The 26,971-nt window shown below is 41.3% G+C and carries 24 protein-coding genes; 19 read left to right on the top strand and 5 right to left on the bottom strand.

The window, feature by feature from the left end; genetic code table 11:
* Positions 1-83: 83 nt before the first annotated feature.
* The 8 genes from ACNQGS_RS17575 (at position 84) to ACNQGS_RS17540 (ending at position 7,424) form a co-directional block, all read left to right on the top strand.
* On the top strand, positions 84-878 hold the full coding sequence (locus ACNQGS_RS17575; protein WP_491488448.1) for a phosphosulfolactate synthase: 795 nt from the start codon (positions 84-86) through the stop codon (positions 876-878).
* Entirely contained in the window at positions 835-1,410 is a 576-nt protein-coding gene (locus ACNQGS_RS17570) for a histidine phosphatase family protein (RefSeq protein ID WP_491488447.1), read from the top strand. Before ACNQGS_RS17575 ends, ACNQGS_RS17570 begins: the two co-directional genes overlap by 44 nt.
* Positions 1,388-2,101, top strand: coding sequence for a phosphoadenylyl-sulfate reductase (locus ACNQGS_RS17565; protein ID WP_491488446.1), 714 nt, complete (start codon positions 1,388-1,390; stop codon positions 2,099-2,101). Before ACNQGS_RS17570 ends, ACNQGS_RS17565 begins: the two co-directional genes overlap by 23 nt.
* Before the next feature lie 29 nt (positions 2,102-2,130).
* Positions 2,131-3,300, top strand: a complete 1,170-nt coding sequence (sat, locus tag ACNQGS_RS17560) for a sulfate adenylyltransferase (RefSeq protein WP_491488445.1) — start codon at positions 2,131-2,133, stop codon at positions 3,298-3,300.
* A complete protein-coding gene (cysC, locus tag ACNQGS_RS17555; protein ID WP_491488444.1) occupies positions 3,287-3,886 on the top strand; it encodes an adenylyl-sulfate kinase in 600 nt (199 codons plus the stop codon). Before sat (ACNQGS_RS17560) ends, cysC (ACNQGS_RS17555) begins: the two co-directional genes overlap by 14 nt.
* Before the next feature lie 33 nt (positions 3,887-3,919).
* Positions 3,920-4,480 carry a hypothetical protein gene (locus tag ACNQGS_RS17550; RefSeq protein WP_491488443.1) on the top strand — a complete coding sequence of 187 codons (561 nt, stop codon included), beginning with the start codon at positions 3,920-3,922 and terminating at the stop codon, positions 4,478-4,480.
* A gap of 330 nt (positions 4,481-4,810) precedes the next feature.
* A complete protein-coding gene (locus tag ACNQGS_RS17545) occupies positions 4,811-7,027 on the top strand; it encodes a molybdopterin oxidoreductase family protein (protein WP_491488442.1) in 2,217 nt (738 codons plus the stop codon).
* A 10-nt stretch (positions 7,028-7,037) separates the two neighbouring features.
* Complete coding sequence (locus tag ACNQGS_RS17540) at positions 7,038-7,424, top strand: hypothetical protein (RefSeq protein WP_491488441.1); 387 nt, start codon at positions 7,038-7,040, stop codon at positions 7,422-7,424.
* A gap of 36 nt (positions 7,425-7,460) precedes the next feature.
* Here the strand turns inward: ACNQGS_RS17540 and ACNQGS_RS17535 are convergent, their stop codons facing one another.
* Complete coding sequence (locus tag ACNQGS_RS17535; protein WP_491488440.1) at positions 7,461-8,078, bottom strand: YitT family protein; 618 nt, start codon at positions 8,076-8,078, stop codon at positions 7,461-7,463.
* 349 nt (positions 8,079-8,427) lie between these two features.
* Between ACNQGS_RS17535 and ACNQGS_RS17530 the strand changes: the two genes are divergently transcribed.
* Together ACNQGS_RS17530 and htpG are read left to right on the top strand one after the other, a co-directional pair.
* On the top strand, positions 8,428-9,900 hold the full coding sequence (locus ACNQGS_RS17530; RefSeq protein WP_491488439.1) for a PAS domain S-box protein: 1,473 nt from the start codon (positions 8,428-8,430) through the stop codon (positions 9,898-9,900).
* A 166-nt stretch (positions 9,901-10,066) separates the two neighbouring features.
* Positions 10,067-11,947, top strand: a complete 1,881-nt coding sequence (gene htpG, locus ACNQGS_RS17525; protein WP_491488438.1) for a molecular chaperone HtpG — start codon at positions 10,067-10,069, stop codon at positions 11,945-11,947.
* Between the two features lie 190 nt (positions 11,948-12,137).
* On the opposite strand, the gene ACNQGS_RS17520 is transcribed toward htpG, so the two are convergent.
* A complete protein-coding gene (locus ACNQGS_RS17520; protein WP_491488437.1) occupies positions 12,138-12,995 on the bottom strand; it encodes an MBL fold metallo-hydrolase in 858 nt (285 codons plus the stop codon).
* Positions 12,996-13,069: 74 nt separating this feature from the next.
* Positions 13,070-13,939 (bottom strand): cation diffusion facilitator family transporter, encoded by an 870-nt coding sequence (locus tag ACNQGS_RS17515; protein ID WP_423801958.1) that lies wholly within the window; start codon positions 13,937-13,939, stop codon positions 13,070-13,072.
* Positions 13,940-14,317: 378 nt separating this feature from the next.
* Here ACNQGS_RS17515 and ACNQGS_RS17510 point away from each other — a divergent pair, with 378 nt between their 5' ends.
* The 7 genes from ACNQGS_RS17510 (at position 14,318) to ACNQGS_RS17480 (ending at position 19,986) form a co-directional block, all read left to right on the top strand.
* A complete protein-coding gene (locus ACNQGS_RS17510; RefSeq protein ID WP_378581377.1) occupies positions 14,318-14,428 on the top strand; it encodes a YezD family protein in 111 nt (36 codons plus the stop codon).
* A gap of 75 nt (positions 14,429-14,503) precedes the next feature.
* Positions 14,504-15,223: a phosphoadenylyl-sulfate reductase gene (locus ACNQGS_RS17505; RefSeq protein ID WP_491488436.1), complete on the top strand. Its 720-nt coding sequence runs from the start codon at positions 14,504-14,506 to the stop codon at positions 15,221-15,223.
* Positions 15,224-15,239: 16 nt separating this feature from the next.
* Positions 15,240-16,307, top strand: coding sequence for a sulfate permease (gene cysP, locus ACNQGS_RS17500; protein WP_491488497.1), 1,068 nt, complete (start codon positions 15,240-15,242; stop codon positions 16,305-16,307).
* 27 nt (positions 16,308-16,334) lie between these two features.
* On the top strand, positions 16,335-17,483 hold the full coding sequence (gene sat, locus ACNQGS_RS17495) for a sulfate adenylyltransferase (RefSeq protein ID WP_491488435.1): 1,149 nt from the start codon (positions 16,335-16,337) through the stop codon (positions 17,481-17,483).
* 11 nt (positions 17,484-17,494) lie between these two features.
* Positions 17,495-18,094 (top strand): adenylyl-sulfate kinase, encoded by a 600-nt coding sequence (cysC, locus tag ACNQGS_RS17490; protein ID WP_491488434.1) that lies wholly within the window; start codon positions 17,495-17,497, stop codon positions 18,092-18,094.
* 15 nt (positions 18,095-18,109) lie between these two features.
* Positions 18,110-18,892 carry a sirohydrochlorin chelatase gene (locus ACNQGS_RS17485; protein WP_491488433.1) on the top strand — a complete coding sequence of 261 codons (783 nt, stop codon included), beginning with the start codon at positions 18,110-18,112 and terminating at the stop codon, positions 18,890-18,892.
* Between the two features lie 251 nt (positions 18,893-19,143).
* A complete protein-coding gene (locus ACNQGS_RS17480; protein ID WP_491488432.1) occupies positions 19,144-19,986 on the top strand; it encodes an aldo/keto reductase in 843 nt (280 codons plus the stop codon).
* 52 nt (positions 19,987-20,038) lie between these two features.
* Here the strand turns inward: ACNQGS_RS17480 and ACNQGS_RS17475 are convergent, their stop codons facing one another.
* Positions 20,039-21,280 (bottom strand): MFS transporter, encoded by a 1,242-nt coding sequence (locus ACNQGS_RS17475; RefSeq protein ID WP_491488431.1) that lies wholly within the window; start codon positions 21,278-21,280, stop codon positions 20,039-20,041.
* A 184-nt stretch (positions 21,281-21,464) separates the two neighbouring features.
* On the opposite strand from ACNQGS_RS17475, the gene ACNQGS_RS17470 reads away from it, so the two are divergent.
* Positions 21,465-21,893 carry a MarR family winged helix-turn-helix transcriptional regulator gene (locus tag ACNQGS_RS17470; RefSeq protein WP_491488430.1) on the top strand — a complete coding sequence of 143 codons (429 nt, stop codon included), beginning with the start codon at positions 21,465-21,467 and terminating at the stop codon, positions 21,891-21,893.
* Between the two features lie 711 nt (positions 21,894-22,604).
* Here the strand turns inward: ACNQGS_RS17470 and ACNQGS_RS17465 are convergent.
* Positions 22,605-25,019, bottom strand: a complete 2,415-nt coding sequence (locus tag ACNQGS_RS17465; protein ID WP_491488429.1) for a cytochrome P450 — start codon at positions 25,017-25,019, stop codon at positions 22,605-22,607.
* A gap of 429 nt (positions 25,020-25,448) precedes the next feature.
* On the opposite strand from ACNQGS_RS17465, the gene aspA reads away from it, so the two are divergent.
* A complete protein-coding gene (gene aspA, locus ACNQGS_RS17460) occupies positions 25,449-26,873 on the top strand; it encodes an aspartate ammonia-lyase (RefSeq protein WP_491488428.1) in 1,425 nt (474 codons plus the stop codon).
* The last annotated feature ends 98 nt before the right edge of the window (positions 26,874-26,971 follow it).

The raw sequence follows: 26,971 nt of genomic DNA, 5'->3' as shown, positions 1-26,971 counted from the left end.
TTCTGAGGAATAGGCCCAATATCTACACATTCACCTAATTTTTGAATAATCTATCCTAGAAAAAAAGAGGAGGCGTAATGCCTATGGATTTTTTAACACTTCCTGAACGGACTTCCGGCAGTAGAACATATGGGTTAACCTCTGTCGCCGATTTCGGAACTCCAATGGGAGAATTAAGGAATATATTGGCCGATTACAGCCATATCATTGACATTGCAAAAATTGGAATTGGTTCTGCGTATGTCACACCCAATTTAAAGAAGAAGGTGGACCTGTATAAGGAATACGGCATCAAGCCTTATTGTGGCGGCACATTATTTGAAAAATGTTATTACCAAAACAAAATCCCGGAATACCTCTCTTATTTATGTGAACTTGGGATTGAATGGGTTGAAGTTTCAAATGGGACCTTGGATATTCCCCTTGACGAGAGGCTGGAATTGATTTATTTGCTAAAAAATAAATTTAACGTAATTGCCGAGGTAGGCTCAAAGGATACCGAGAAAGAGATGCCCATTTCAGAATGGAGAGCAGAAATCAAGCAATTGCTTGAGGCTGGCTGTCAATACGTTATTACAGAAGGGCGTGATTCCGGGACTTCCGGAATTTATGAAAAATGCGGTACGGTTAAGTCTGACCTGATTCAGGAATTAGTCAGAGATTTGGATCCGAATAAGATTATTTTCGAGGCGCCATCAGCAAAGCATCAGATGTATTTTATTAGGGAACTTGGGCCAAATGTAAATTTGGGCAATGTGAAGCTTTCGGATGTTCTAATGTTGGAAGCACAGCGCTGCGGCCTAAGAAGTGAAACATTTTATTTGGAGGCGCAGGATGCAAATTACCTTAATCCGGCATTTGCCAACCGAATGGAATAACAATAACATGCTTCAAGGCAGAAGGGATATCGGAATTTCTCCGTTAACCGAGGGATTTCAAAAGGGCATTGCTGAAAACAAAAACATGTTGAACAGGCTTGCCCCTTTTGAAGTTGTTTTGGCCAGCAGTTTAAAAAGAACACAACAAACAGCACAATGTTATGGGTTTCAACCTGAAATCGAATGCTTATTGGATGAATTAGATTTTGGCCCATTTGAAGGCCAGCCAAAGGCAACGCTAGTTAAAGCATTTGGAGATGCCTGGTTAGAGAACCCAAGCAAGCTGGTGTTAGGTGAAAGTATCCATCACCTCGAAAAACGCATTTCCATGTTCTTGGAGAAATATCAGGAATATAAAAACATGTTAGTATTTGGCCATGGCTGTTGGATTCGAGCTATGATTTCCTTTTCAAAGCATGGTCATATTGATGAGATGAACAAAGTAGTATTGGAAAATAACTCCTTTGTAACGTTAACGATGGATTCAGAATCAATTTGGAGGGGTGGGAATGGCTTCGATACTTACGTATGAAAATTGGGACGAACAAAAAATAGCAGAAATTAGCGAGCAAAGCAGGGATTACTTCGATATTTTAAAGTGGGCATATCAGGAATATGATGACGAGGAAATTGTTTACGCCTGTAGCTTTGGAGCAGAAGGAATGGTGTTAATTGATTTAATTCATAAAGTTAATAAACAGGCAAAAATCATCTTCCTTGATACTGGCCTGCATTTTTCGGAAACGTACGAATTAATAAATCAGGTGAAAGACCGCTACCCTTCATTAAACATCACAATGATCGAACCGAAGCTGTCTTTATTGGAACAGGCAAAGGAGCACGGTGAAGAGCTTTGGCGTCATAATCCAAATTTGTGCTGCCAGATGAGAAAAGTTGCCCCTTTAAAGGAGGCGCTGCAGGGCGTAAAGGCCTGGATATCAGGGCTCAGAAGGGAACAATCGGCGATAAGGAGCCAAACTCAGTACATCAATAAAGATGAAAGGTTCCATAATATCAAGATTTGTCCGCTTATTCATTGGACTTGGGATGATATATTGACTTACATCGACTTAAACAAATTGCCTTATAACCCATTACATGATAACGGTTATCCAAGTATCGGCTGCGCACCGTGTACCCAGCCGGTTACTGATTCTGGTGACCAGAGGGCGGGGCGCTGGGCAGGACAATCAAAAACGGAGTGCGGACTCCATTTAACGTAGAGATAAAGAAATTTGGGGAGGTAAAACCGTTGAATAAGAGTATTCCCCACGGCGGGAAATTAGTCAATCGAATCAATCTAAATTATGTAGTGGACTATTCTCTCAATTATGTTGAACTCGATAAATTGGAATTAAGCGATTTGGAGTTAATCGCAAACGGTGCTTACAGTCCAATTGAAGGCTTCATGGGAAAAGCCGACTATGAGTCGGTTGTACACAAAATGAGGCTTGTTTCGGGGCTGCCGTGGTCACTGCCGATTACTCTGGCAGTCTACCAAACCAAAGCGGCCGAATTAACAATCGGTGAGACCATTAACCTCATTCATAATGACAAGGTTTATGGTGTCATGAAGGTAACCGAAAAGTTTTCACCAGATAAACGGATAGAGGCTGAAAAGGTATTCAAGACAACGGAACTAGCTCATCCAGGTGTAAAAAAACTTTTTGAACGTCCTGCTGTTTATCTGGCGGGACCGATCACACTCATAAAAAGACCAGAAAAAGGCCAGTTTGAGGATTTTTATTTAGACCCTTTACAAACAAGGGAAATGTTCCAGCAATTAGGCTGGAAAACAGTTGTTGGGTTCCAAACGCGTAATCCGGTACACCGGGCTCATGAATACATTCAAAAGTCGGCACTGGAAACAGTTGACGGGCTGTTCCTTAATCCACTTGTCGGCGAGACAAAAGCAGATGATATCCCGGGCGAAATCAGAATGAAAAGCTATCAGGCCTTACTTGAAAATTATTATCCAAAAAACCGGGTGTTTCTGTCCGTTTTCCCGGCAGCGATGCGTTACGCCGGACCGCGGGAAGCGATTTTTCATGCCCTTGTCCGGAAAAATTTTGGCTGCACCCATTTTATTGTCGGAAGAGACCATGCTGGGGTAGGAAACTACTATGGCACTTATGATGCCCAAAAAATATTTTCCCATTTTTCCGAAGAGGAGCTTGGCATCAAGCCGCTGTTTTTTGAACATAGCTTTTATTGTAAAAAATGCGAGAACATGGCTTCTGCAAAAACCTGCCCGCATGACAGGCAATATCATGTCATCTTATCTGGTACTAAAGTCAGGGGGATGCTCAAAAATGGCGAGCAGCCTCCAAAGGAATTCAGCCGCCCAGAAGTCGTTGAAATCCTTATCGAGGGGATGAGGGAAGTCTACAAACTAGAAGGTGTAGGAAATGGGGAAAAGTAATCATCTTACCTGGCATCAATCAACGATCACAAAAACAGACCGGCATCAGAAGAATGGACATAAAAGCTGCGTACTTTGGTTTACTGGCTTATCAGGTTCAGGAAAATCTACGCTGGCAAATGCTGTAGACCAGGCACTTTTTAAAGAAGGCTTTAGAAGTTATGTATTGGATGGGGATAATATTCGTCATGGTTTGAATAAAGATTTAAGTTTTGGTGTTAGTGACAGGAAAGAGAATATCCGGCGAATTGGGGAAGTGGCAAAACTATTCGTGGACAGTGGTCAAATCGTTTCTTCTGCCTTTATTTCCCCTTTTCTCGAGGACCGGGCGCAGGTTCGTAATATGTTTGAAAACGGGGAGTTTATTGAAATTTTTTTGAATTGCCCGATTCAAATCTGTGAAGACCGGGACCCTAAAGGTTTGTACAGGAAGGCGAGAATTGGAGAAATCCCCGAATTTACCGGAATCTCCTCCCCATACGAATTTCCTGATAATCCGGAAATCATTATTGAAACAGGTCGAATGTCGATTGAGGAATCGGTAAAAGAAATATTAAATTATTTAAAGGAAAGGAAGATCCTTTAACAGGTCTTCCTTTCCCTTATTTGGGGGGCTACCGTGAAAAAAAGAACAAATAATATTTCAGGACAAAATCCCCAATCAATTCTAACTCAAAATTACTCCAATACAACGAAATTAGTACTAGGATCTCTCCTTGCCGGAATCGCAGCCATCCTGCAGGCCGCCGGATTTTTTACAGGAATTGGCTATGCCTTTAGTATGTTAACAACACTGCCCATTGTTCTTGCTTCCAGGTTGTCTATAAGGATTGGGTTCATGGCTTATGTTATTACCGTTTTCCTATTGGCTATTATCCAGCCTAGCGAGTTGTTTGTCTTTCCTTTTACAACAGGATTATTAGGACTTTCCTTGGGAATTGCATTCAAGCTGTGGAAAAGTTGGATTTCTATCACTTTGGCCGGCGGATTTGGTCTTTCAATTGGTATCATGTTTTTGCTTTACGTTCTCCGTTTTCCGGTTTTAGGGCCAGCAGTTTCATCTATATTTAATTTATATATTGCTCTTATCATCTTCTTATTCTCCATGTTCTACAGTCTGATATGGATGGGGATAAGCAAGCGGGTATTTAAATGGGTATCTAGATATTTAAAAAGTTAAAAGGATCTGCATAGCAAGTAATAAACAAAGTATCAGACGAATATTATTAAGCAATCTGTAGAAATAGTCAAGAAAGAAGTGATTGTATGGAAAATTTTCTCGACCTTTCTTCAAAACAATTGTTAGTGCCGCCATATCGCAAAGAAACGGGCATTCCAAAACAATACCTCCCTATCTATTCAACCGAGACTCCAGTCATTCCCCCCTTTCTTCCTTATCGAAATGTTAGCAGATTTCCTAAATATCCTTCCATTCAGCAGCAGACTGAAATTTTAAAATCCAAATAATAGGGATGTGATCAGGATGGGCTGGGATTCCTCGAGAGTGGATATGAATATTTATTCCCAAGGAAAAATCGATCGGCTTGTCTACTCGACCTGTAATATATGCTCTAATGGCTGCGGCTGTTTTATTGCCGTTAACAATGACAAGATTGTCGGCATTATGGGAAATGAGCACTATCCAATAAATAAGGGCCGGCTCGGACCAAAAGGTGAGAACCAATGGTGGGCGAATAATAGTGTGGACCGTCTGGCGGCGCCGTTAATTCGACATCATGGCAAATTGTTGACCGCTACATGGGAGGACGCTTACGCCTTATTAGTAGACAAAACAAAAGATATCCTCGGTCGGAAGGGTCCGGGCGGCCTCGGCATCTATCATACGGGTCAAGCCTACCTTGAAGAATACTATACCATCGCGAAAATAACCCGGGCCGGACTAGGGATGCACCATGTTGATGCCAACACACGACTATGTACGGCAACTGCCGAATGGTCCCTAATCGAAAGCTTCGGTTCCGATGGGCCGCCGGCCTGCCAAGAGGATGTTGAATTGACCGACGTGATTGTCTTTTTAGGCCGTAACTCTAATGAAACTAATACCGTCTTTTGGGAACGGGTCCTTGAGGCGAGAAAAAGGAATGGCACGAAAATTATTGAGATTGATACAAGGAATGATTTAAGCGATAAAATGGCAGATTTATCTCTTCAGCCACGGAGTGGAACAAATGTTGCAGTTTTGAATGGAATCATCCATTTGCTGATTGTAAATAACTGGATTGACCATCAATTTATCCAAGATCACACAGTGGGATTTGTGAAACTTAAGGAAACCGCCGCCAGATACCCACCTGAAATAGTTGAACAAATTACCAACATTCCTAAACAAGAGCTGATTCAATGTGCAGAATGGATTGGGACATCAAAAACTACCCTGACTGTCCTGTTGCAGGGTGTCTATCAAAGTATGGACGCTACGGCCGCCGCAACGCTTGTCAATTCCATGCACCTCATAATGGGGAAAATCGGTAAGCCGGGTTCTGGTCCGTTTCAGCACGCCGGTCAACCGAGTGCGATGTCAAATCGCGAAGTGGGCGGAGCAGGATTTTATCCCGGTTATCGAAACAATGACAACCCTAAGCATATTAATGAAATTGCCAAGCTATGGAATGTCGACCCGGCAACACTTCCAGTCGGCCCGCAAACGTATATTACTGAGATGATGCAGTTAATTGAACAAGGTGAAATCGAGCTGTTTTGGGTGATTTTTACGAATCCCGCAGTTTCGCTGCCAAATCGAAACAAAATGGTCAATATCATGAAAAAGGTTTTTCTTGTTGTTCAAGATCCTTTTTTAAGTGAAACTGCCGAACTTGCTGACCTTGTTCTCCCAACAGCCCTATGGGGTGAAAAAGAGGGGACCATGACAAATTTGGAAAGAAGGGTCAATGTACTAAGGAAAGCGGTTGCCCCTCCTTACAACCTTCCATCTGACTTTGAAATATTACTGGAATTTTCCAGGCGAATGGGCTTTAAGGACCGTGCAGGCAGCCCGTTGATCACCTATAAAACACCTGAAGAGGCGTTTAATGAATGGAGGCGGGTATCAAAAGGAAGGCCATGTGATATGTCGGGGATGACGTATGAAAAAATGGAACAACTAGGAGGAATTCAATGGCCGTGTAACGACAAATACCCGAATGGCCGAGAACGTTTATACACTGATGGCAGGTTTCACACCTTTGTTGATGAGGCGGAATCGTATGGCAGGGAATTACTTACCGGCAGGGCCAGAACGCGAGAGGAATTTGAAGCATTGCAGACAATGGGAAAAGCGATTCTTTATGGATTTGATTGGGCACCGCCATTAGAATTACCATCAGAGGAATACCCTTATGAACTTAATACGGGAAGATTGGTTTACCAATGGCATACGCGGACGAAAACTGGGAGGGCACCAATGCTTCATTTGGCGGCCCCTGAAGGCTATGTGGAAATTCATCCTGAAGACGCGTTGAATCTTGAGATCCAAATGGGGGATTTAGTAAGGGTAACGACAAAAAGGGGCTCAATTCAAGTTCCCGCGAGAATAACGGATTCGGTCAGACAAGGGGCTATATTTATCCCCTTCCACTATGGAACTTTAACGGATAACCAAGCAGCGAATACGTTGACGCTTGAAACCTGGGACCTTATTTCCAAGCAGCCCCATTTTAAGAACGGGGCATGTAGAATTGAGAAAATAAGTATTGGCGATGGGCTGTGAGGATATGTTTGTGAGGAATAAAGAAGAAATCATTCAAACCTGCCAGCAAATTCTATCTGTGGTCAGAGAAAAGTCCAAACAGGAAGTGAATCCGCTCCTATTTCGGATTCAAATGATCCTTCAAGAGTTTCAAACCCATTTTACCGCTTTAGCCTCCGCAGAAATTAGCATACAGCAGCAAAAGTACCATTGGAGTATCCTCTACCGGGATGGGGATACTCTTGATGAAATGGCAACAATGCTCCATAATACGACCCCTGTTTTAATTAAAACAGAGGTAGATTATATTAAACAGTGCTTGGTCTTTTTTACGTACCATATTGTGAATGTATTTGGAAAAGATGAAGCGCGCTATATCATTACTCCTAAATTTCAGGAACTTGCAGAACTTTGGTGAAAAAGAGGCTGTCCCCTTAACATTGGGGCAGTCTCTTTATCGTCTTCGCCAATTGGCAGAAAGGAAAAGTAATCGATTAAATCTTAATTCATAAATGAAATCAATAATATTGGTTGAAAAGAATTGACAAACAATGGCGTACACGACAATTTTATAATCAATCACCAACCCGGTTAATAAAAATATCATCATATTGATGCCCATCATCACTTTTCCTGGACTCCAATTTTTATAGGTGGCAATCATTAGCGCAGGAATGACCATCCCGCCGCTTGATGCCCCAGCACGAATCAAAAGGCCAACGCCGATGCCAAAAAAGATGCTGCCGCAAACCATATCAAACACCATATGAACGTGATGATGTGGTATTTGGGTTGTAATCACGCTAACAACTGTGGAGGTAGTAGCGACTGATAGAATGGTTCGAAATGTCCATGTATAGCCAAAATATTTTAGCGCAAAAAGTAAGAAGACAATATTGGCTAGCCATAGGGAGAAGCCAAGCGATAAACCAAACCAATAATTCATTAAGATGGCCAGTCCTGCCGCACCGCCGGAAGGGATGGAATGGGGAAATAAAAACATGGACATTGACAATCCTTGCAAGGTTGCACCAAAAAGCAAGCATAGGTAAATTAATACTGTTTTTTTCATTATTTAAAAGAAATAATCTCTAAAAATACTCTTCATACCATTCACTGTTTTACCTCCCTGGACATGCCTTTCTTGTCCATTTTATGAGCGAAGAAAAAAGAATATGTAGGAATATTTTGTGAAAAAACAAAGTTTTCCCAATCTACCAATGTTTTAAATTGCAATATTAGGATTGAAAATCAAAATTATTAAGATTAATATTATAATAAGATTAATGGACTATTATCATATGAAATAGTTAAAATGAACTAGTACACCTAGACCTTTGACAAGCCAAATTGGAAGTAGGATCATTTGACTATTTCTAATTTGGCTTTTTTATAAATAATGAAAGGAACTTTTGATCGTGATGCAAAGTTCTATAACTGATATTAAAAAGGAAAAGCGGATCTTGTTAGAAAAGCATTTAAATGGCAGCCTGAATAGCTATCAGTCTTTGTTCGCATGCGATTCTGATGCTATTTATGCGATGGATTTAGATGGTTATTTCATTCCATTAAACCCTGCTTGTGCGCACACTTTTGGATATAATTCGGATGAATTTTCAAAATTAACGTATATGAAAGTAATGAAATTGGAGCACCTGGATCGAGCCATTTCATTTTTTTACAAGGCAATTGATGGCAAATTGCAGAATTTCGATTGTCAAATCGTTCATAAAAGCGGGAAATTAATTGATTTAAATATGACAAATTATCCGATTGTCATCGATGGTGAAATTGTGGGGATTTATGCAGTAGCCAAGGATATTACGGAACTCAAACAAAAGCGGAAAAAGCTTATGGAAGATATTCAGCAGCGGGAGAATACCTATCGGGATATTGTAGAGCATTCACCTGATGCCGTTGCGATTGTTAAAGATGAGCAAATCCTATTTGCCAACGATACGGCCGTGGACTTAATTGGTGCGAAGGATAAAAATGGAGTGATTGGAAAAAGCATACACGATTTTTTGGACAGCCCTTACTCAGATATCGTGAAACAACGGGCAAAGAAGGTTGAAAACGGCACGGCTGTTGATTTTATCGTGGAAAAGCTGATCCGTTTAGATGGAACGATTATTGAAGTCGAAGTAAAAGCCATTCCGGCCATTTATCAAAACGAACCTGCACGTCATATTATCATTCGGGACATCATGGAGAAGAAAAGAACGCAAAAATTGCTTCTCCAGTCTGAAAAGTTAACAGTAGCAGGGCAGCTTGCCGCTGGAATCGCCCATGAAATAAGAAATCCATTAACCGCTATAAAAGGCTTTATTAAACTAATGGATACAGGCCGTGAATTTAATTCTGGATATTTGGATATTATCAATTCTGAAGTGAACCGCATTGAACTGATTCTCAGTGAATTATTGCTGCTAGCGAAACCGCAGTCTATGAAATTTGAGAAACGTGATTTGCCGACCATTTTGGAACATGTTAAAACGCTTGCTGATACACAGGCAATTATGAGAAATATAGGGATTCATATTCTTTATCTGACTGAAATCCCTGAAGTTTATTGCGATGAAAACCAGCTTAAGCAAATGTTTATTAATTTCCTCAAAAATTCTGTTGAGGCCATGCCTAAGGGGGGAGAAATCATCATAGAGGTTCAATGTACAGATTCTAACCAAATAAAGATTCGGTTTATTGACCAAGGATGCGGGATTCCGAAAGAGCATCTCGAACGAATCGGCCAGCCATTTTTTACAACCAAGGATAATGGAAATGGATTAGGATTGATGATTAGCATGCAAATTATTGAAAATCACAAGGGCACAATAAATATCGCAAGTGATGAAAATGGAACTACGATGGAGATATTACTGCCAATACAGTGAATGGAAGCGGACGGAGAAAAGACCGTCCGTTTTTTTTATTGACGATAACTGGATTTTATGATATTTAAATAGTTGTTAGCACTCAATGTGATAGAGTGCTAATCATTTGATTTATTGACTTCCTGCAATTATGATGGAAAGGGTAAAAATGGAAGGAGAATTGGGTATGGAAACAAAACAATTTAAAGCGGAATCGAAACGTTTATTAGACATGATGATTAATTCGATTTATACGCATCGCGAAATTTTTCTGCGTGAGTTAATCTCCAATGCCAGTGATGCGATCGATAAAATCTATTACAAAGCATTAACAGATGATTCCTTGGCATTCGATAAAGACAATTACTACATAAAGGTAATCGCTGACAAGGAAAATAGAACTTTACGCTTAATTGATACTGGGATTGGGATGACCAAGGAAGAATTGGAAAATAACCTTGGTACGATTGCCAAGAGCGGATCTTTAGCTTTCAAAAGTGAGAATGAATTGAAGGATGGCTATGATATCATCGGCCAATTTGGTGTTGGTTTTTATTCAGCGTTTATGGTTGCGGACGTAGTTACGGTCATCAGTAAGGCATTAGGAAGTGACGAGGCTTATAAATGGGAGTCACAGGGTGCCGAGGGCTACACCATCGTTCCGTGTGAAAAAGAAACAGTCGGTACTGAGATTATTTTAAAGATCAAAGATAATAGCGAAGAAGAAAATTATGATGAGTATTTAGAGGAATACCGTTTAAAAGCGATTATCAAGAAATACTCTGACTTTATCCGCTACCCTATTAAAATGGATGTGTCGAAAAGCCGTCTTAAAGAGGGCAGCGAAACGGAGTATGAAGATTATCAAGTCGAAGAAACCATCAACAGCATGGTGCCGATTTGGCGGAAAAATAAAAACGAACTGACAAATGAGGATTATGAAAATTTTTATGCGGAAAAGCGGTATGGCTTTGACAAACCGCTAAAGCATATTCATATCAGCGTGGATGGAGCGGTCCGTTATAACGCGATTCTTTATATTCCAGAAAGCATGCCGTTTGACTATTATTCTGCAGAATATGAAAAGGGTCTAGAGCTTTATTCGAGCGGTGTTTTAATTATGAACAAGTGCGCCGACCTCCTGCCTGACTATTTCAGCTTCGTTAAGGGAATGGTCGACTCAGAAGATTTATCTTTAAATATTTCACGTGAGCTGCTCCAGCACGACCGTCAATTAAAGCTAATCGCGAAAAATATTAATAAGAAGATCAAGAGTGAGCTGGTAAGCTTATTGAAAAATGAACGGGAAAAATATGAGCAGTTTTATCAGGCATTTGGCCGCCAGTTAAAGTATGGCGTCTATAGCGAATTTGGCGCTCATAAGGAAGAATTGCAGGATTTATTGATGTTCCATTCCTCAAAAGAGAAGAAGCTCGTAACGTTAGATGAATATGTTTCTAGAATGCCGGAGGACCAAAAATATATTTTCTACGCCACTGGCAGTTCCAATGAGCGGATCGAAAAGCTTCCGCAAACGGAGTTGGTTGCAGACAAAGGCTATGAAATTCTTTATTTTACAGATGAAATTGACGAATTCGCGATTAGAATGCTGATGAGCTACAAAGATAAAGAGTTTAAGTCCGTTTCTAGTGGTGATTTAGGCTTTGAGGCAGATGAAAAGTCTCAGGATTCGGAAACAGAAGAGCAGGATAACAAAGAACTGTTTGATTATATGAAGGAGACATTGGCGGGCAAAGTGAAGGATGTCCGTGTTTCCAAACGCCTGAAGTCGCACCCGGTTTGCTTATCAACAGATGGGGAAGTTTCGATCGAGATGGAAAAAATCCTAAATGCAATGCCGAATAACCAGGGAATTAAAGCTGAGAAGGTACTAGAAATCAATGCAAATCACGAGGTTTTTGCATCCTTAAAAGAATCATTTGCCGGAGACAAAGATAAGCTGACATTGTATACCCACCTATTGTATAATCAGGCACTGCTAATTGAAGGCCTGCCAATTGAGGATCCGGTTGAATTTACGAATAACATTTGCAAAATTATGGTGTAATGATTGATGAAAGGATTGCCGTGATACGTGATGCGGCAATCCTTTTTATTTTTCTTCATTTTTAGAGTAGAGGCGGGATCAAGGACAAAACCAGGTGAAAAACAGAAGGAAATGTCCTTGATCACCCTTTAAAACCAAATAATTCCGTAAAAAACCGGAAAGTGTCTATAGAACCTCAACATATACAAGCTTAATGAATATTTCCATCCACATATTTACCGAAATCCGGAATCGCTAAGCTATCAAAATTATTTACCAGCCGCTCAAGTCCGCTGGTTAATGCCTCGCCTGCCAGCGGAGCACCATGCCCTGTTATCGCTGTCGAAGGATTTAGTTCAGCCAGCTTTTTAACCGAGTCCCAAGCGGCCCTCCAATCCGTTGTGAAGTATCTAGGAGGACCATTTATTTCCTCCTCCTGGGTCATGACCTTATATAAAGAATCCTGTTTCACATTGATGAATGCATCTCCTGCAATCAACGCACGGTCTACATCTCTAAAAAAGGAAACATGTCCAGGTGTGTGGCCTGGGGTGTGGATCCAGCGAAAACCAGGCATATGTGGAACGCTCCCATCAGGAGGAAGTTTTTCTACATGGTTACCGAGGTTAATCGGCTCATTCGGAAACAGCGCTGACATCTTTGCCACCATCCCGCCTTCCACACTGGGGTCTGGATCAGGGTAGCTCTTTTGCCCGACCAAGTAAGGCAATTCAATTTCATGTGCATATACGGGTACCTGCCAATGATCCACCAGTTCGATTATTGCTCCAACATGGTCAAAATGACCGTGCGTTAAAATAATCGCTTTCGGGCGGCACCCCTCGCCAAACCGTTCCTCTGCTGCTTCGATAATTTCGTCTGCAGACCCCGTCATGCCGGCATCTACTAAAACAAACTCGCCGTTATCAGGGTTACCGACAAAACAAATATTGACGATTTGGATGGTATAAGAAAATAAATCCGGCAAAACCTGAATCCCGACCCCGCTGCCAATAGAAGTGGCCGGAATAAATTTATAATCACTACCATATGACATTTCTTTATCCATTAAACAATCCCCTTATCAATTTCCTAATTTTAGGGATAGTTTTCCGCAGTTTAAAACGATTATTCAAAAACAGCTTAGTTAGGCTCCACATGGACATTAACATCAAACACATCGTGTTCCTTGATTAGGGCATTTTCCACCTTTGTGGCGACATCATGTGCCTCCCGAATATTTAAATTGGAATTGACGAGGATTACCACATCAACAACAGCACTGTTGCCATAATTCCGTGCTTTGATGTCCTTTATTCCTTTAACCCCAGTAATCCCTTCAATTGTATTTTTAAAAGAATACATTTCCTTCACATCAAATCCATCGGTTAAGCTGTGGGAGGCATTGCGAAAAATATCCCATGCTGTATTACAGATAAGAAGTCCTACGATTACTGCTGTAATTGGATCTAGCCATGGCAGATTGAATTGAGCGCCAATAATCCCTGCAGCAGTTCCGAGGCTCACCCAAGCATCAGAAAGATTGTCTTTCGCGGCAGCCATTACCGCCTGGCTGTTAATTTTTGCAGCAAGCTTATGGTTATGATGATAGACAGCATACATGACTGCGCCACAAAAAATTCCGGTCACGGCAGAAAGGGGGTCTGGCGACTCGCTCTTTCCGTTGATGATGGTGGTAACCGCATCATATAGCACCTCAATACCCACGGCCATCATGATAAAGGAAGAAACCATGGAGGCAACAGTCTCTGCTTTCCAATGACCATATGGATGGTCTTTATCTGCAGGCTTTTGTGAAAGTTTTAGCCCGATTAATACAACAATAGATGCGATGACATCCGTACTGTTGTTTAACCCATCGGCTTTTAGTGCCTCCGAGTCGGATGCATAGCCAACTGCCAGTTTTAAAATGGATAGAAAAATGTATGCCAAAATACTGATATATGCGGCTTGTTCTCCTTTTTTTAGTGCTAAATACTTTTCATTTTCCATATGTATTGCCCCTTAGCTTTTCATTCCCTTCATTATCTTAGCAATCTATTATTATGTGGGTCTAGAGAAACCTTTTTAGTCCTGACTTAAAATTCTTATACTAGGAAAAAAAGTTTAGTATGGGCAAAACAGATATCTGCTTTGATGAAAAAATAGTTAAAATATTTTCACCATTTATATTGACAAATCCCTATGTGTCTAGTAGGATTAATTTCATCAACTATATATATAAATTCCTATTGGTCTAGTGGGATTAATGTTAAGGAATTGAAACAGTAAAATGCCTTTCCTGGAATAGGATGAATTTTTTAGGAAAAGGGGGCGAATCGGCTGAAAACACCAGATGAATGGCAAGAAATTGCGGCACACCTTAGGCCGATGCTCGAATCAATCAAATTCGGATCGATTACACTTGTTGTCCAGGACGGTAAGGTTGTGCAAATTGAGAAAAACGAAAAGGTTCGTCTTCAATCGAATAAAACACGCTGACTAGACAAACTAGAGGCGGTCTTCACCATTAATGGTTGAAGGCTGCCTTTTTTTTAAAGGAATAAGGAGGCTTGCATGATGACAAACGCAGTGACATATGAAAATTGGAATTCCATTTCTGATTCTTTTTCGATTCAAGATGAAACGAAAGGTGCTAAAGCAGTATTGGAATGGGCTTATCAAAATTATTCTGACAATAAAATTGTTTATGCTTCGAGCTTTGGGGCGGAAGCGATTGTGTTGATTGACTTGATTGCTCAGGTAAAACCTGATGCGCACATCGTTTTCTTGGATACAGATCTTCACTTTCTAGAAACCTATGATGTTATCAAAAGGATCGAAGAACGTTTTCCATCATTGAAAATCGAGAAGAAGAAACCTGCATTATCTCTTGATGAACAGGCTGCGCAATATGGGACAGCATTATGGAAACGCGACCCTAACCAATGCTGCCAGATCCGAAAAGTCATTCCTCTTAGGGAAACTCTTACAGCAAGAGATGCTTGGATTTCAGGTCTTCGCAGAGAACAGTCACCGACAAGGAAAGATACTGAGTTTGTTAACAAAGATGAAAAATTTAAAAATATTAAAATATGCCCGCTGATTCATTGGACATGGGATGAGGTATGGTCCTATATTCGGGAAAAAGACCTTCCATATAATGAGTTGCATGACCACAACTACCCAAGCATCGGCTGCTTCCCTTGTACGCAAGCAGTTGCCGGTGACGGCGATTCCCGTGCCGGACGCTGGACCGGCAGCAGTAAAACCGAGTGTGGATTACACTCATCGTAAGGGGGCGGTCAAAACGATCACAATCATTGCTATCATGATAGGTTTGTTTTTTGCAGTCAATATCGGGGCCAGCGGGGCAGCTGCTTCGATGGGAATTTCCTATGGTGCCGGCGTTGTCAAAAAACAACTGGCATTATTCCTTTGTGGAATAGCGGTGTTCCTCGGTGCATGGCTTGGCGGCGGTGAGGTCGTAAAGACTATTGGCGGCGGTATCGTTCCAAGCAGTACCTTTACAAATGCTATTGCCTTAATCGTGTTAGCTTCAGCAGCTATGTCGCTGTTTTTAGCGAATATTTTTGGAATACCCCTCTCGACAAGTGAAGTAGCAGTGGGCGCCGTGGTAGGGGCGGGGATTGTCTATCAATCCGTTTTTGTCGGCAAGCTCCTATGGATTATGGTGTTTTGGCTGTTAACTCCAGTTGCAGCTTTCGTCCTGGCAATCCTTGCTGCTAATCTTTTAAAAATCAAACCTATTAAAAAATTTGTCGAGAAACCAAAAGCAGGACCACTTCTTGCGGTACTTGTCGTCTTTATGGGATTGTTCGAAGCCTTTTCGGCAGGGATGAACAATGTGGCCAATGCCGTTGGCCCCCTTGTTGCCGCATCCTTAATGTCTAAAGAGACAGCCGTCCTTTGGGGAGGTTTGGCCGTAGCGCTTGGTGCATTCTTGCTCGGTCACCGAGTAATTGAAACCAATGGGAAGAAAATAACAAAGCTTCGCTTGGAAGAGGGATGTATCATATCCGGTACTGGTGCCAGCATCGTAACAGTTGCTTCGCTGTTTGGAATTCCTGTTCCGCTCACGCAAATTACGACTTCCTCCATTATTGGGATTGGTTTTGCTAAATACGGCAAATCAGTCTTGAAAAAGGGAATTGTCGTACAGCTTCTGACGGTCTGGATTGTTTCACCGGTTATTTCAATGGTGCTCTCATACACCATTATTCAATTAGTAATAGTTCGGAATTTTTATCCGATTATTGTCATGGCAGGCGTCCTTATCTCTGTTTTGGGAGTGCTGTTCTTAATGAAACGCACTACATCCGCATCGATTGGAGCGCCTACCGATATTGCAAATAAATAAAAACAAATAGAAGGGTTGATATCAAACATGTCATTTTTACCAAAACCTCACGGAGGCAAACTTATTCAAGCTTTTGATCCAAACTATGATTTATCCAATGCTTCAAAAGAATTAGAAATTGATGCGATTGCTTTAAGCGATCTTGAACTTATTGGAGTAGGGGTTTTCAGCCCGTTAACAGGTTTTCTTGGTAAAGCGGATTATGAATCTGTTGTCAGCAATATGCGCTTAGCCGACAATACGATCTGGTCCATTCCAGTAACACTTCCTGTATCCTATGAAGTTGCAGAATCCTTAGTAGTCGGCGAAGAAATTAAATTAAAACATAACGATGAAGTTTACGGTGTGATTAAGGTTTCCGAATGGTATGAGCCGGATTTAAACAAAGAAGCAAGAGAAGTTTATAAAACGGAAGAGCTTGCTCATCCAGGCGTTAAGCGGCTATTTGAAAGAGGACCTGTCTATGTGGCAGGGGAAGTTGTGCTTGTTAAGAAACCTGAAAAAGGCGTGTTCGGGGATGTGTGGTTCGAACCAAAGCAGACTCGTGCCTTTTTTGAAGAGAAAGGCTGGAAAACAGTTGTTGGTTTCCAAACAAGAAATCCGATTCATCGTGCGCATGAGTACATTCAAAAGGCTGCCCTTGAAACCGTTGATGGCTTGTTCGTAAACCCGCTGGTAGGTGAAACAAAATCTGATGACGTCCCAGCTGATGTACGTCTGAAAAGCTATCGTGTTTTATTGGAAAACTATTATCCAAAAGAACGGGTCCAGCTTGGTGTCCACCCAGCTGCAATGCGCTATGCAGGTCCAAGAGAAGCTATTTTCCACGCGCTTGCACGCAAAAATTATGGCTGCACACACTTTATTGTCGGCCGTGACCATGCTGGTGTAGGAAACTATTACGGAACCTATGATGCGCAATATATTTTCAGCAATTTCACTGAAGAGGAACTTGGGATTAAACCATTATTCTTTGAACACAGCTTCTTTTGCACAAAATGCGATGGTATGGCTTCTGACAAAACCTGCCCGCATGGCAAGGAAGATCGTGTAATTCTGTCGGGGACTAAAGTTAGAGAGATGCTACGCTCAGGAGTTCTTCCGCCAGCAACCTTCAGCCGTAAAGAAGTGGTTGAGGTCCTAATTGAAGGAATGAGAGAAAAAGCGACAGTATAAGGAGTAGGAAAATGAGCAAATCAACGAATATTACATGGCATAACGCTACCATTACAAAAGAAGACAGACGTGCGCAAAACGGTCATGGAAGCTGCACACTATGGTTTACAGGGCTATCTGGTTCCGGGAAATCAACAATTGCGAATGCAGTTTCAAACGAATTGTTTAGGCAGGGAATTAACGAATACGTTCTTGATGGTGACAATATCCGTCACGGCTTAAATAAGGATCTTGGTTTTTCTGAAGAAGATAGAACAGAAAATATCCGCCGGATCGGGGAAGTGGCAAAGCTGTTTGTTGACAGCGGCCAGATTGTCACTACTGCGTTTATTTCACCTTTCCGTTCCGACCGTGACAATGTCCGTGCGTTATTTCAAGAAGGGGAATTTATTGAGGTTTTCATTGATTGCCCTCTTGATGAATGCGAACGCCGTGATCCCAAGCAGCTTTATGTGAAGGCGCGTAAAGGTGAAATTAAGGATTTTACGGGGATTGATTCACCATACGAGTCACCGGAAAATCCGGAAATCATCATTCGCTCTGATTTGGTAACAGTTGAAGAAGCGGTGGAACAAGTGTTAGGATATTTACGAGACAAGAATATTATTTAACAAGAAGCGGGTACTATGAAATCACATAGTACCCGTTTGATTGGAAAAAAGGTGAAAGGAGCAGCCAGCATGAAGGCAATTCTCTACATTGGACACGGTACTCGCTCAAGGAAAGGGGCGGATGAGGCAAGGACGTTTATTCAGAGGGTCATGGCCCGAATCGATGTGCCGATTCAGGAAATGAGTTTTCTGGAACTGGCTGAGCCGCTGATTGAAGATGGTTTCAGGCAATGTGTAGAAAGGGGTGCCGCCGAAATAACGGTTGTTCCTCTTTTTCTGCTTGCCGCCGGGCATATTAAAGAGGATATTCCAAATGCCTTGGCAGGGCTTCGTGAGAAATATCCTCATGTTAAGGTAAAAGTGAAGGACCCTTTTGGGGTGCAGGGGAACATTCTTGATGGTTTAGCAGAACTTGTTAATGAAGAAGCCGGGACGCTTACAGCTAAAGACAGCATCTTGCTTGTCGGCAGAGGGAGCAGTGACCCGGATATATTAGCGGATTTTGCAAACATTGTTGATGGAATCCGAAATCGTCTAGGAATTAATCGTGTTTCTGTTTGTTATTTAGCTGCCGCTGAACCCAGGTTCGCAGAGGGATTGGAAACGGTCTGCAACGAGGCTGCGGGCCGAATCATTGTCGTTCCTTACTTGCTGTTTTCAGGACTTCTATTAACGGAAGTGGCCCAAAAGGTGCGTAAAAAAGAAAAAGAAGGGTACTCGATTATACATACAGGTCAATTGAGCAGGCACCATGTTATTGAAGATATCATTATTAAGCGGGCAATGGAAGATGAATAAGTTTTTTCTGGGATTCGCAGATATATTCAGAAATTCGCAGATAAAATGAAAAATCCGCAGATATATTCGGAAATTCGCAGATAAAATGAAATATTCGCTGATATCGTCACATAATTCGCAGATATACGAAAATGCTTCCCAAATAAGCTTTTTATTGGATTGAATTTTCTTGTTGAGATAGAATTTTCATTGGGTATAAGTGCCATAATAGGTTGGTATATGCCTAAAAATCCATGAAAAAGGTGAGAGCAATGGTTAAGAGCTTAAAGGATACGACTACATTACATAATGGTGTTGAAATGCCTTGGTTTGGCCTTGGTGTTTTTAAAGTGAAGGAAGGGTCTGAGGTAATTGACTCTGTTAAGGCTGCCATTAAAAATGGCTACCACAGCATTGATACTGCGGCAGTTTATCAAAATGAAGAAGGCGTTGGCCAGGCCATCAGAGAGTCCGGTGTTTCACGTGAGGAATTATTCATCACTTCAAAGGTATGGAACTCTGATCAAGGTTACGAGTCAGCACTTCAAGCATATGAAACTAGTTTAAATAAGCTGGGTCTTGATTACCTTGACTTATACCTCATTCACTGGCCAGGGAAAAATAAATTCAAAGAAACGTGGAAAGCCCTTGAAAAATTATATAAGGATGGCCGCGTTCGTGCCATCGGTGTCAGCAACTTCAAGGTCCATCACTTAGAGGAACTATTAAAGGATGCGGAGATAAAGCCGATGGTGAATCAGGTGGAATATCATCCACACTTAACTCAAAAGGATTTACTTGCTTTTTGCCAAAAAGAAGGGATTCAACTAGAAGCATGGTCGCCGCTTAAGCAAGGTCAATTATTAAACGACCCTACATTAAGCGAGATCGCTGAGAAATATGGAAAATCCACGGCCCAAGTGATTTTACGCTGGGATTTGCAATCAAAAGTAGTTACAATTCCGAAGTCCATCAAAGAGCAGCGTATCATAGAAAATGCCAATATTTTCGATTTCGAATTATCAACAGAGGATATGGCAAGAATCGATAGCTTGAACAAAGATGAGCGGGTCGGTCCAGATCCGGATAATTTTATGAACGGATTTACTGAATAAAGCACACAAAAAAGCGAACAGCCGTAAAACTGTTCGCTTTTTTACGTTTAATTTAATGTCCTAATTCCACATCGTCGACATGCTTGACATGGTGACGATTCATGAAAATAAATATAACAGAAACAAGGACAAATCCAGCACCCACAATAAATGGAGTTGACGGTGTATAAATTTCCGCAAGCTTGCCGGCCGTATATGGTGCAATGGCGCCGCCAATAAAGCGCAGGAAGCTATAGGCGGCAGAAGCAGTCGAGCGTTCTACCGGTGCAGAGTTCATAACAGCAGTGGTAATAAGCGTATTATTATTCCCCAGTAAAGCCCCAGCAAAAATAACAGCCGCAATAATAACCCATTGCGTTGATGTCCAAATACCCATCATCAAAAGGACTAGCGCAAATAATGTTAACATTGCCCCCATAGAATTGATGGTTCCAAACCTTTGCTGAAGCTTTGGAGCAGTAACAACTGATGTAATGGCAAGTAAAATACCCCAGCCTAAAAACACATACCCCAAGCCATGTTCGTCAAGACCCATTACAAATGGAGCGTAGGCAAGGAGGGTGAAGAAACCAAAGTTATAAAGCGCTGCAGCAATACCAAATACCAATAATGAACGATATTTTAAGGCGCGGAATGGATCAAGCAAGGAAGTTTTCTTTTGGTGTGTGTTCTGCTGCTGATGTGTTCGCGGCATTAATATCAAAAGCCCAACGAAGGCTACAATCATAAGTGTGGCAACACCGAGAAACGGACCTCTCCAGGAAATGGCCCCAAGCCAGCCCCCAAGTAAAGGACCTACAGAAATCCCTAAACCAATAGCAGCTTCGTACAGGATGATGGCTTTTGCGGTCCCGCTGTTAGAAAGAGACACGATCGCCGCCAAGGCAGTTGCGACAAACAGTGCGTTACCGAGGCCCCATCCGCCGCGAAGGCCAACAAGTGTCCAGATTCCATTTGAATAGCCGCCAAGCGCTGAAAAGACAGCAATGATGATAATTCCGGCAATTAATGTCCATTTAATGCCTAGTCTTGATGAAATTGTGCCGGTGATTAACATGGCAACGGCCATTACAGCATTATAGCTTGTAAAAAGAAGTGTAACCTCACTGTGGGAAGCATGTAATTGGTTAGCGATTGCAGGTAAAATTGGGTCGACAAGTCCCAGACCCATGAAGGCAATAATGCAGGCAAAGAAGACAGCCCAAACGGCCTTTGGCTGCTTAAGTAAACTTGATTCTTCTATAGAAGACATAGTAGAAGTTTTTGGTACAACAGTTTGTGATGTTGATGACATCTGAATCCCCCTTGTTTTCTCTTTTCTTTGTAAGTATCAAAAATAGTTGTATAATGAAACTATATATTTGTATTATACAACCATTTTTCACTACGTCAATAGTGAATTCGCCTATAAGTTATAATTTGGGGCGTTCGTATGATATTATAAGAACAAGAAATGACACCCTAAAGAGGTGATAATTATGTCTGAAGAATCTCTTGAAACTATCGAACTTGAACTGGCGATTATGATTCGCCGTATCACATCCTACTCTTCCCATAAAAGAATTGGCAATCTTGATCGTTCGGCTTATCTTCTCTTACATCAAATCGCAACAAATGGTCCAGCAGGAGTAAAAACATTAGCAGGACAATCCCAACTGGATATTTCCACAATAAGCAGGCAGGCATCCGCGTTAGAACAAAAAGGCTGCCTATATCGAATTCCTGATCCAACAGATGGAAGGGCATATTTCTTAGATATTACTGAATTGGGTTTAAGGAAATTAAGAGAAGAGAGACAAGCGAGGAAGATAAGGGTAGGAGAAGTGACAAAGGACTGGTCCGATGAAGAACGGGCCATATTTGGCAAACTTTTAACAAGATTTAATATTGCAGCCATTCAAGAATAAAAAGAGGATGGACCTGGTAACTGATTCCGTTAACTATCGCAAAAAATAAAAATGTAAGTTAAAATGAGTGCCAATTTGCCTATGAAATTGACACTCAATTTTTATTGGTGTAATCCCAATTGGGTGAAAATTACATAAAAATTTGTATAGGGAAATGCACCACAAATCGTAGGGGTACAATGACTGTTGTACCCCACAATTTGATATACAATTTATCTTACAAAACTAATCCTTAATTGAGTAACCAGCGATATTAAAAATAAGCGGAGATTTTTCGGTTAAATAGTATAATTGAGCTGGGTTCAGGGGGTATAAGCGGAGGTTTTCCGATTAAGCAAAGAAAAATTACCCATTTTCACGTTTTTTGATTCATTAGTCGGAATCTTTCCGTCTATTTTGGCTATTTTCAGTGCTATTTCCTAATTAAGAGAAATTTCTCCGCTTATTTATCAAACTCGGTGCTTGACCTGCCCTTCAACCGATAAGAGCGGATCCTCACAGACCTAGAAGAGGGTATTAGCATCTTTAAATCGAGTAGTATTCAGGTAACTAAAAATGGCTCAGTATAGTGAACTGAGCCATTTTATTTTCAATTGCAAAAACAGAACCAAATTGCAGTACAAATTGGGTTACATTTTCGATTGCATTTTCGGGTTTTACGACAGGAAACGGAACCCGTTATTGACCAGGTCATCCTCTTTTTTCATTATTTTAGTGTGTCTCATAAGGCGCTAATAGCTCTAAAAATTTTTCAAATGGCATTTGGCAGGCTGGGTATTTTTCCAGTAAATCCAGCATTGTAATGCCTTTGTCTACAACGTGAGCCTTATAGGCATCTTCGTTTATAATAAGTGCTTCTAATTCTTTTTGATGAGGCGGGCATACTGTAAGTTTCGCCAGCTCTTGAAGCTGCGGACGGGTAACGGTTTCTTCCAAATTAACCTTTAGACTTAGTAAGTCGCTGACTCGGACAGGGATATCTAGTGGCAGCCGGGTCGCAAATTGCTGATTCCCGCACAAGACAACCTGTGTGTTTGTATCTAATGCGAAGCGGTTAAGAACACGTTCGACCGTCTTAATAGAATTGCGCGTTTTCACAGTCTGTACCGCAGTACCTCCTGAAGCATGCTTCGCAGTTTGTACTTCATGGACAAATTGGACAGTCAATGCCTGGTTCGTGTCTTCTGATTTATTTTCAACTTTTAGCCCTAATGCCTCGAACACATTTGGCCATAATTGCTCATGCCAATCTTCAAATTGCTGATCAAAATCATTGCTTGCATCCCCTTGGCCTTTTGGAGATATTCTATTGGCACCTTTTTCAGCAAGCTTTTCGTCAATCAAGTTAGGAACACTTTGATAGGTGTTCGCCCAGTTCGTATCTCCGCAGCCAAAAACAGCATAACGAACACCATTGAGTACCTCGCCATCAGACTCTTTCAGCCACTTGACAAACTTCCGAGCGTTCTTTGGCGGATTGCCATTATAAGAGGAAGTAACAATTAGCGTAACTCCTTCTTTCGGTAGTACGCCAACGTATTCATCAAGCGGAGCTACTTCACTTTTAAAACCTTTAAAACGAGCACTAGTGGCCAAATCTTTTGCGATTCCTTCCGCAGTCCCCATGTTGGAACCGTATAGAACAAGTAATGGTGTATTATTTCCAATTGAAGAATCGTATTGTTGGTTAGCTGAATGTAGGGCAGAAGAGCTTTTTTCTTCAGCAGGCACAAATGATTCAACTAATCGGTTATCACGCAGCTGAACGCTCATAGTGAAGTTTTCCGGCTTAAGCGTCATTGTTTGTTTAATCTTTAATTGATAGTTCGTATGGTCGATTAAATCAAAGTTTTGCAAAATCATTCCTATTAATAATGTTGCCTCGTGAAGGGCAAACTGCATTCCAATACATGCACGTTGTCCATTGCCGAAAGGTTTATAGGCATCATGCGGTATTTTTTTCGGGTCTTCAAACCGTTCAGGACGAAACTCTTCAGCATCTTCACCCCAAGCTTCTTTGTCGCGGTGCAGTTGAGGAAGGAGAATGGCAACCGTCTGCTTTTTATTTATCTTATATTTACCTCCAAGAACCATATCTTCCTTGGCATATAGGGTAAATTGCGGTGCTGTTGGATAAAGCCGCAATGATTCATTTAAAATCATCCGAATATACTTCAGCTCCAAAACTTGTTTGAAGGTTGGAACTGCTCCTGTCAATACACGGTCAACTTCCGCGCGGGCTTTTTCCAGAATTTCCGGGTGCTTTAACAGCAGGTAAAGCGTAAAGGACAAAAGACCGCTGGTTGTTTCATGTCCGGCAATCAGGAAGGTGATGATTTGGTAACGGATATTTTCATCATCAAGTATTTCGCCTGTTTGCGGATCTTTAGCGCTTAGCATTCGAGCAAGCAAATCTGTTTCCCCTTGATCACCGGATTCCTTCCGTTCAGCGATTAGTTTGTCTACCAAGGAAAACATCGCTTGAATGTTCTTTTGGAATTCCTGGCGTTTTTTCACCATGAATTTGTCTTGAATCGGAAGGCGGGTCCCTTTATGCATGGCTTCATCAAGGGCATTCACCATATTGATAATAAAAGGGTCATGCGTTTCACGGTAGAAGCTGTTAAAACGATAGTTAAAGCCGCACAAACCAATGGTATCAAGCGTAAGTCTGGTCATATCATCCGGTACATCAATACTCTCATTTGGATTCAACCGGGCCCATTTTTGGACGAGCTGGCTTGCAATGTCTACCATCATGGAGTGGTACCCTTTCATAGCCGACAGACTAAACGAAGGCATAAGAATGTTATGGGCTTTTTGCCAGTTTGGCTCATATGTTTTTCCTGTAAACAGCCCATCGCCAGCGAATTCGCGGACCTGATGGAGGCCGCCGAGCAAACTTTTATCAAATTTTCCACTGTTCAGAACCTCGCCGGCCCATTTATGGCCGGAAACAAAAATGGTAGAAAATCCGCCGAAAAATTCCATACGAAAAATCGGACCGTATTTTTCCGCGATTTTCCATATGGAGAGTGTCGGGGCCTCCTTATCAATCAAAGGCATGTTACCAAGTGGGCCATACGTTTTCGGCTGCGGTACCGCAGCAATTTCGGAAGTAGACATATTTGTTTTTACAACCTTCCTTTCTCCTCGAAAAATTTAATTTTAAATAATTTTAAAATAATATTTTAGAAGATTATACCATGTATATATTACTAATATAAAGTATTTGATGAGTAAATATTCAGACAAATTTCTACAATTTTTTTATTTGTGTTTTTACGCAAAAGGCTGAAGAACAAACAAATTATTGAAAACGGTTTCAAAATATCGTATATTATAAAGGGAGTGAAGTGATATTTAAGAAGATTATGGCGTCTTCTTAAAAGTGGTTGTTGCAAGAGTAATATTTTTTAAAAATAATATTTTGAAGTATTTTTGTTTTACGAATGAAATTATAGTAGGAATGTTATACAATAAAGTATGTAGAGGTTATTATTTTTAATAGAATACTATTAAAATAAATTTCTAAATACGAGACGAGGTATAAAAATGGAAGCGAATACAACTAGGGTAGAACATGACTTTTTAGGAAAAAAGGAAATACCGGAAAATGCTTATTATGGGATTCAAACATTACGGGCTGTTGAAAATTTCCCGATTACAGGATACCGAATCCATGAGGAATTAATTAAGGCATTAGCAATGGTCAAGAAAGCAGCAGCTATTGCTAATATGAATACCAAACGCTTATACAGCGGACTTGGGGAAAAAATCGTTCAGGCAGCCGAGGAGATCATTGAAGGGAAGTGGCATGACGAGTTTATCGTCGACCCGATTCAGGGGGGGGCCGGGACATCCATGAATATGAACGCAAATGAGGTGATCGGCAATCGTGCACTTGAATTGCTGGGGCACAAAAAAGGGGATTATAAGCATTTAAGCCCAAATAGCCATGTCAATATGTCACAATCGACAAATGATGCCTTCCCAACGGCAATCCATATTGCAACACTAAATCTATTAAGCAAATTATTAGAGACAATGCAGTATATGCACAGCGTTTTCAAGGCAAAAGCAAAGCAATTTGAAACAGTAATCAAAATGGGCCGAACTCACCTTCAAGATGCTGTACCGATTCGCCTCGGTCAGGAATTTGAAGCATATTCCCGTGTGCTTGAAAGGGATATGAAGAGAATTGCTCAGTCGCGGAACCATTTATATGAGGTAAATATGGGGGCAACTGCAGTTGGAACAGGCTTAAATGCTGACCCTCAGTATATTGAAGATGTGGTAAAACAGTTGGCTGAAATCAGCGGATTGCCATTGGTCAATGCGGAGCACCTAGTGGATGCCACTCAGAATACCGATGCCTATACGGAGGTTTCTGCCGCTCTAAAAGTATGTATGATGAATATGTCTAAAATTGCTAACGACCTTCGCCTGATGGCTTCAGGACCACGGGCAGGTCTGGCTGAAATTTCACTGCCGGCACGCCAGCCAGGATCTTCCATCATGCCGGGGAAAGTAAATCCAGTTATGCCTGAGCTGATTAACCAAATTGCTTTTCAGGTGATTGGCAATGACCATACTATTTGTCTGGCATCGGAAGCAGGGCAGCTTGAGCTAAACGTAATGGAGCCGGTTTTAGTCTTCAACCTGTTGCAATCTATCAGTATCATGAACAATGGCTTCCGTTCGTTTACTGACTACTGTTTAGCTGGCATTGAAGCGAATGAAGCTAGATTAAAAGAATATGTTGAAAAGAGTGTTGGGATTATTACTGCAGTAAATCCGCATCTTGGTTATGAAGCAGCGGCAAGAATTGCAAGGGAAGCTACCCTGACCGGGAAATCGGTACGTGAGCTGTGCCTCCAGCATGATGTTTTAACTGAAGAAGAGCTGGATCAAATCCTCAATATCTATGAAATGACAAAACCGGGAATTGCCGGAGCTGCTCTTTTAGATAGGAATTAATAGACAAAAGCGAACAGTGAAGCTGTTCGCTTTTTTTAATACCGTATGTGCTAAGTTGACTATGGTTAAAAAAAACGTGCAAAAAAATTTGCACGTCA

The sequence above is a fragment of the Neobacillus sp. PVCKKU3 genome (genome assembly GCF_058323225.1).
The sequence above is the reverse complement of the archived record's forward strand: the minus strand, read 5'-3'. Positions and strand labels throughout refer to the sequence as shown.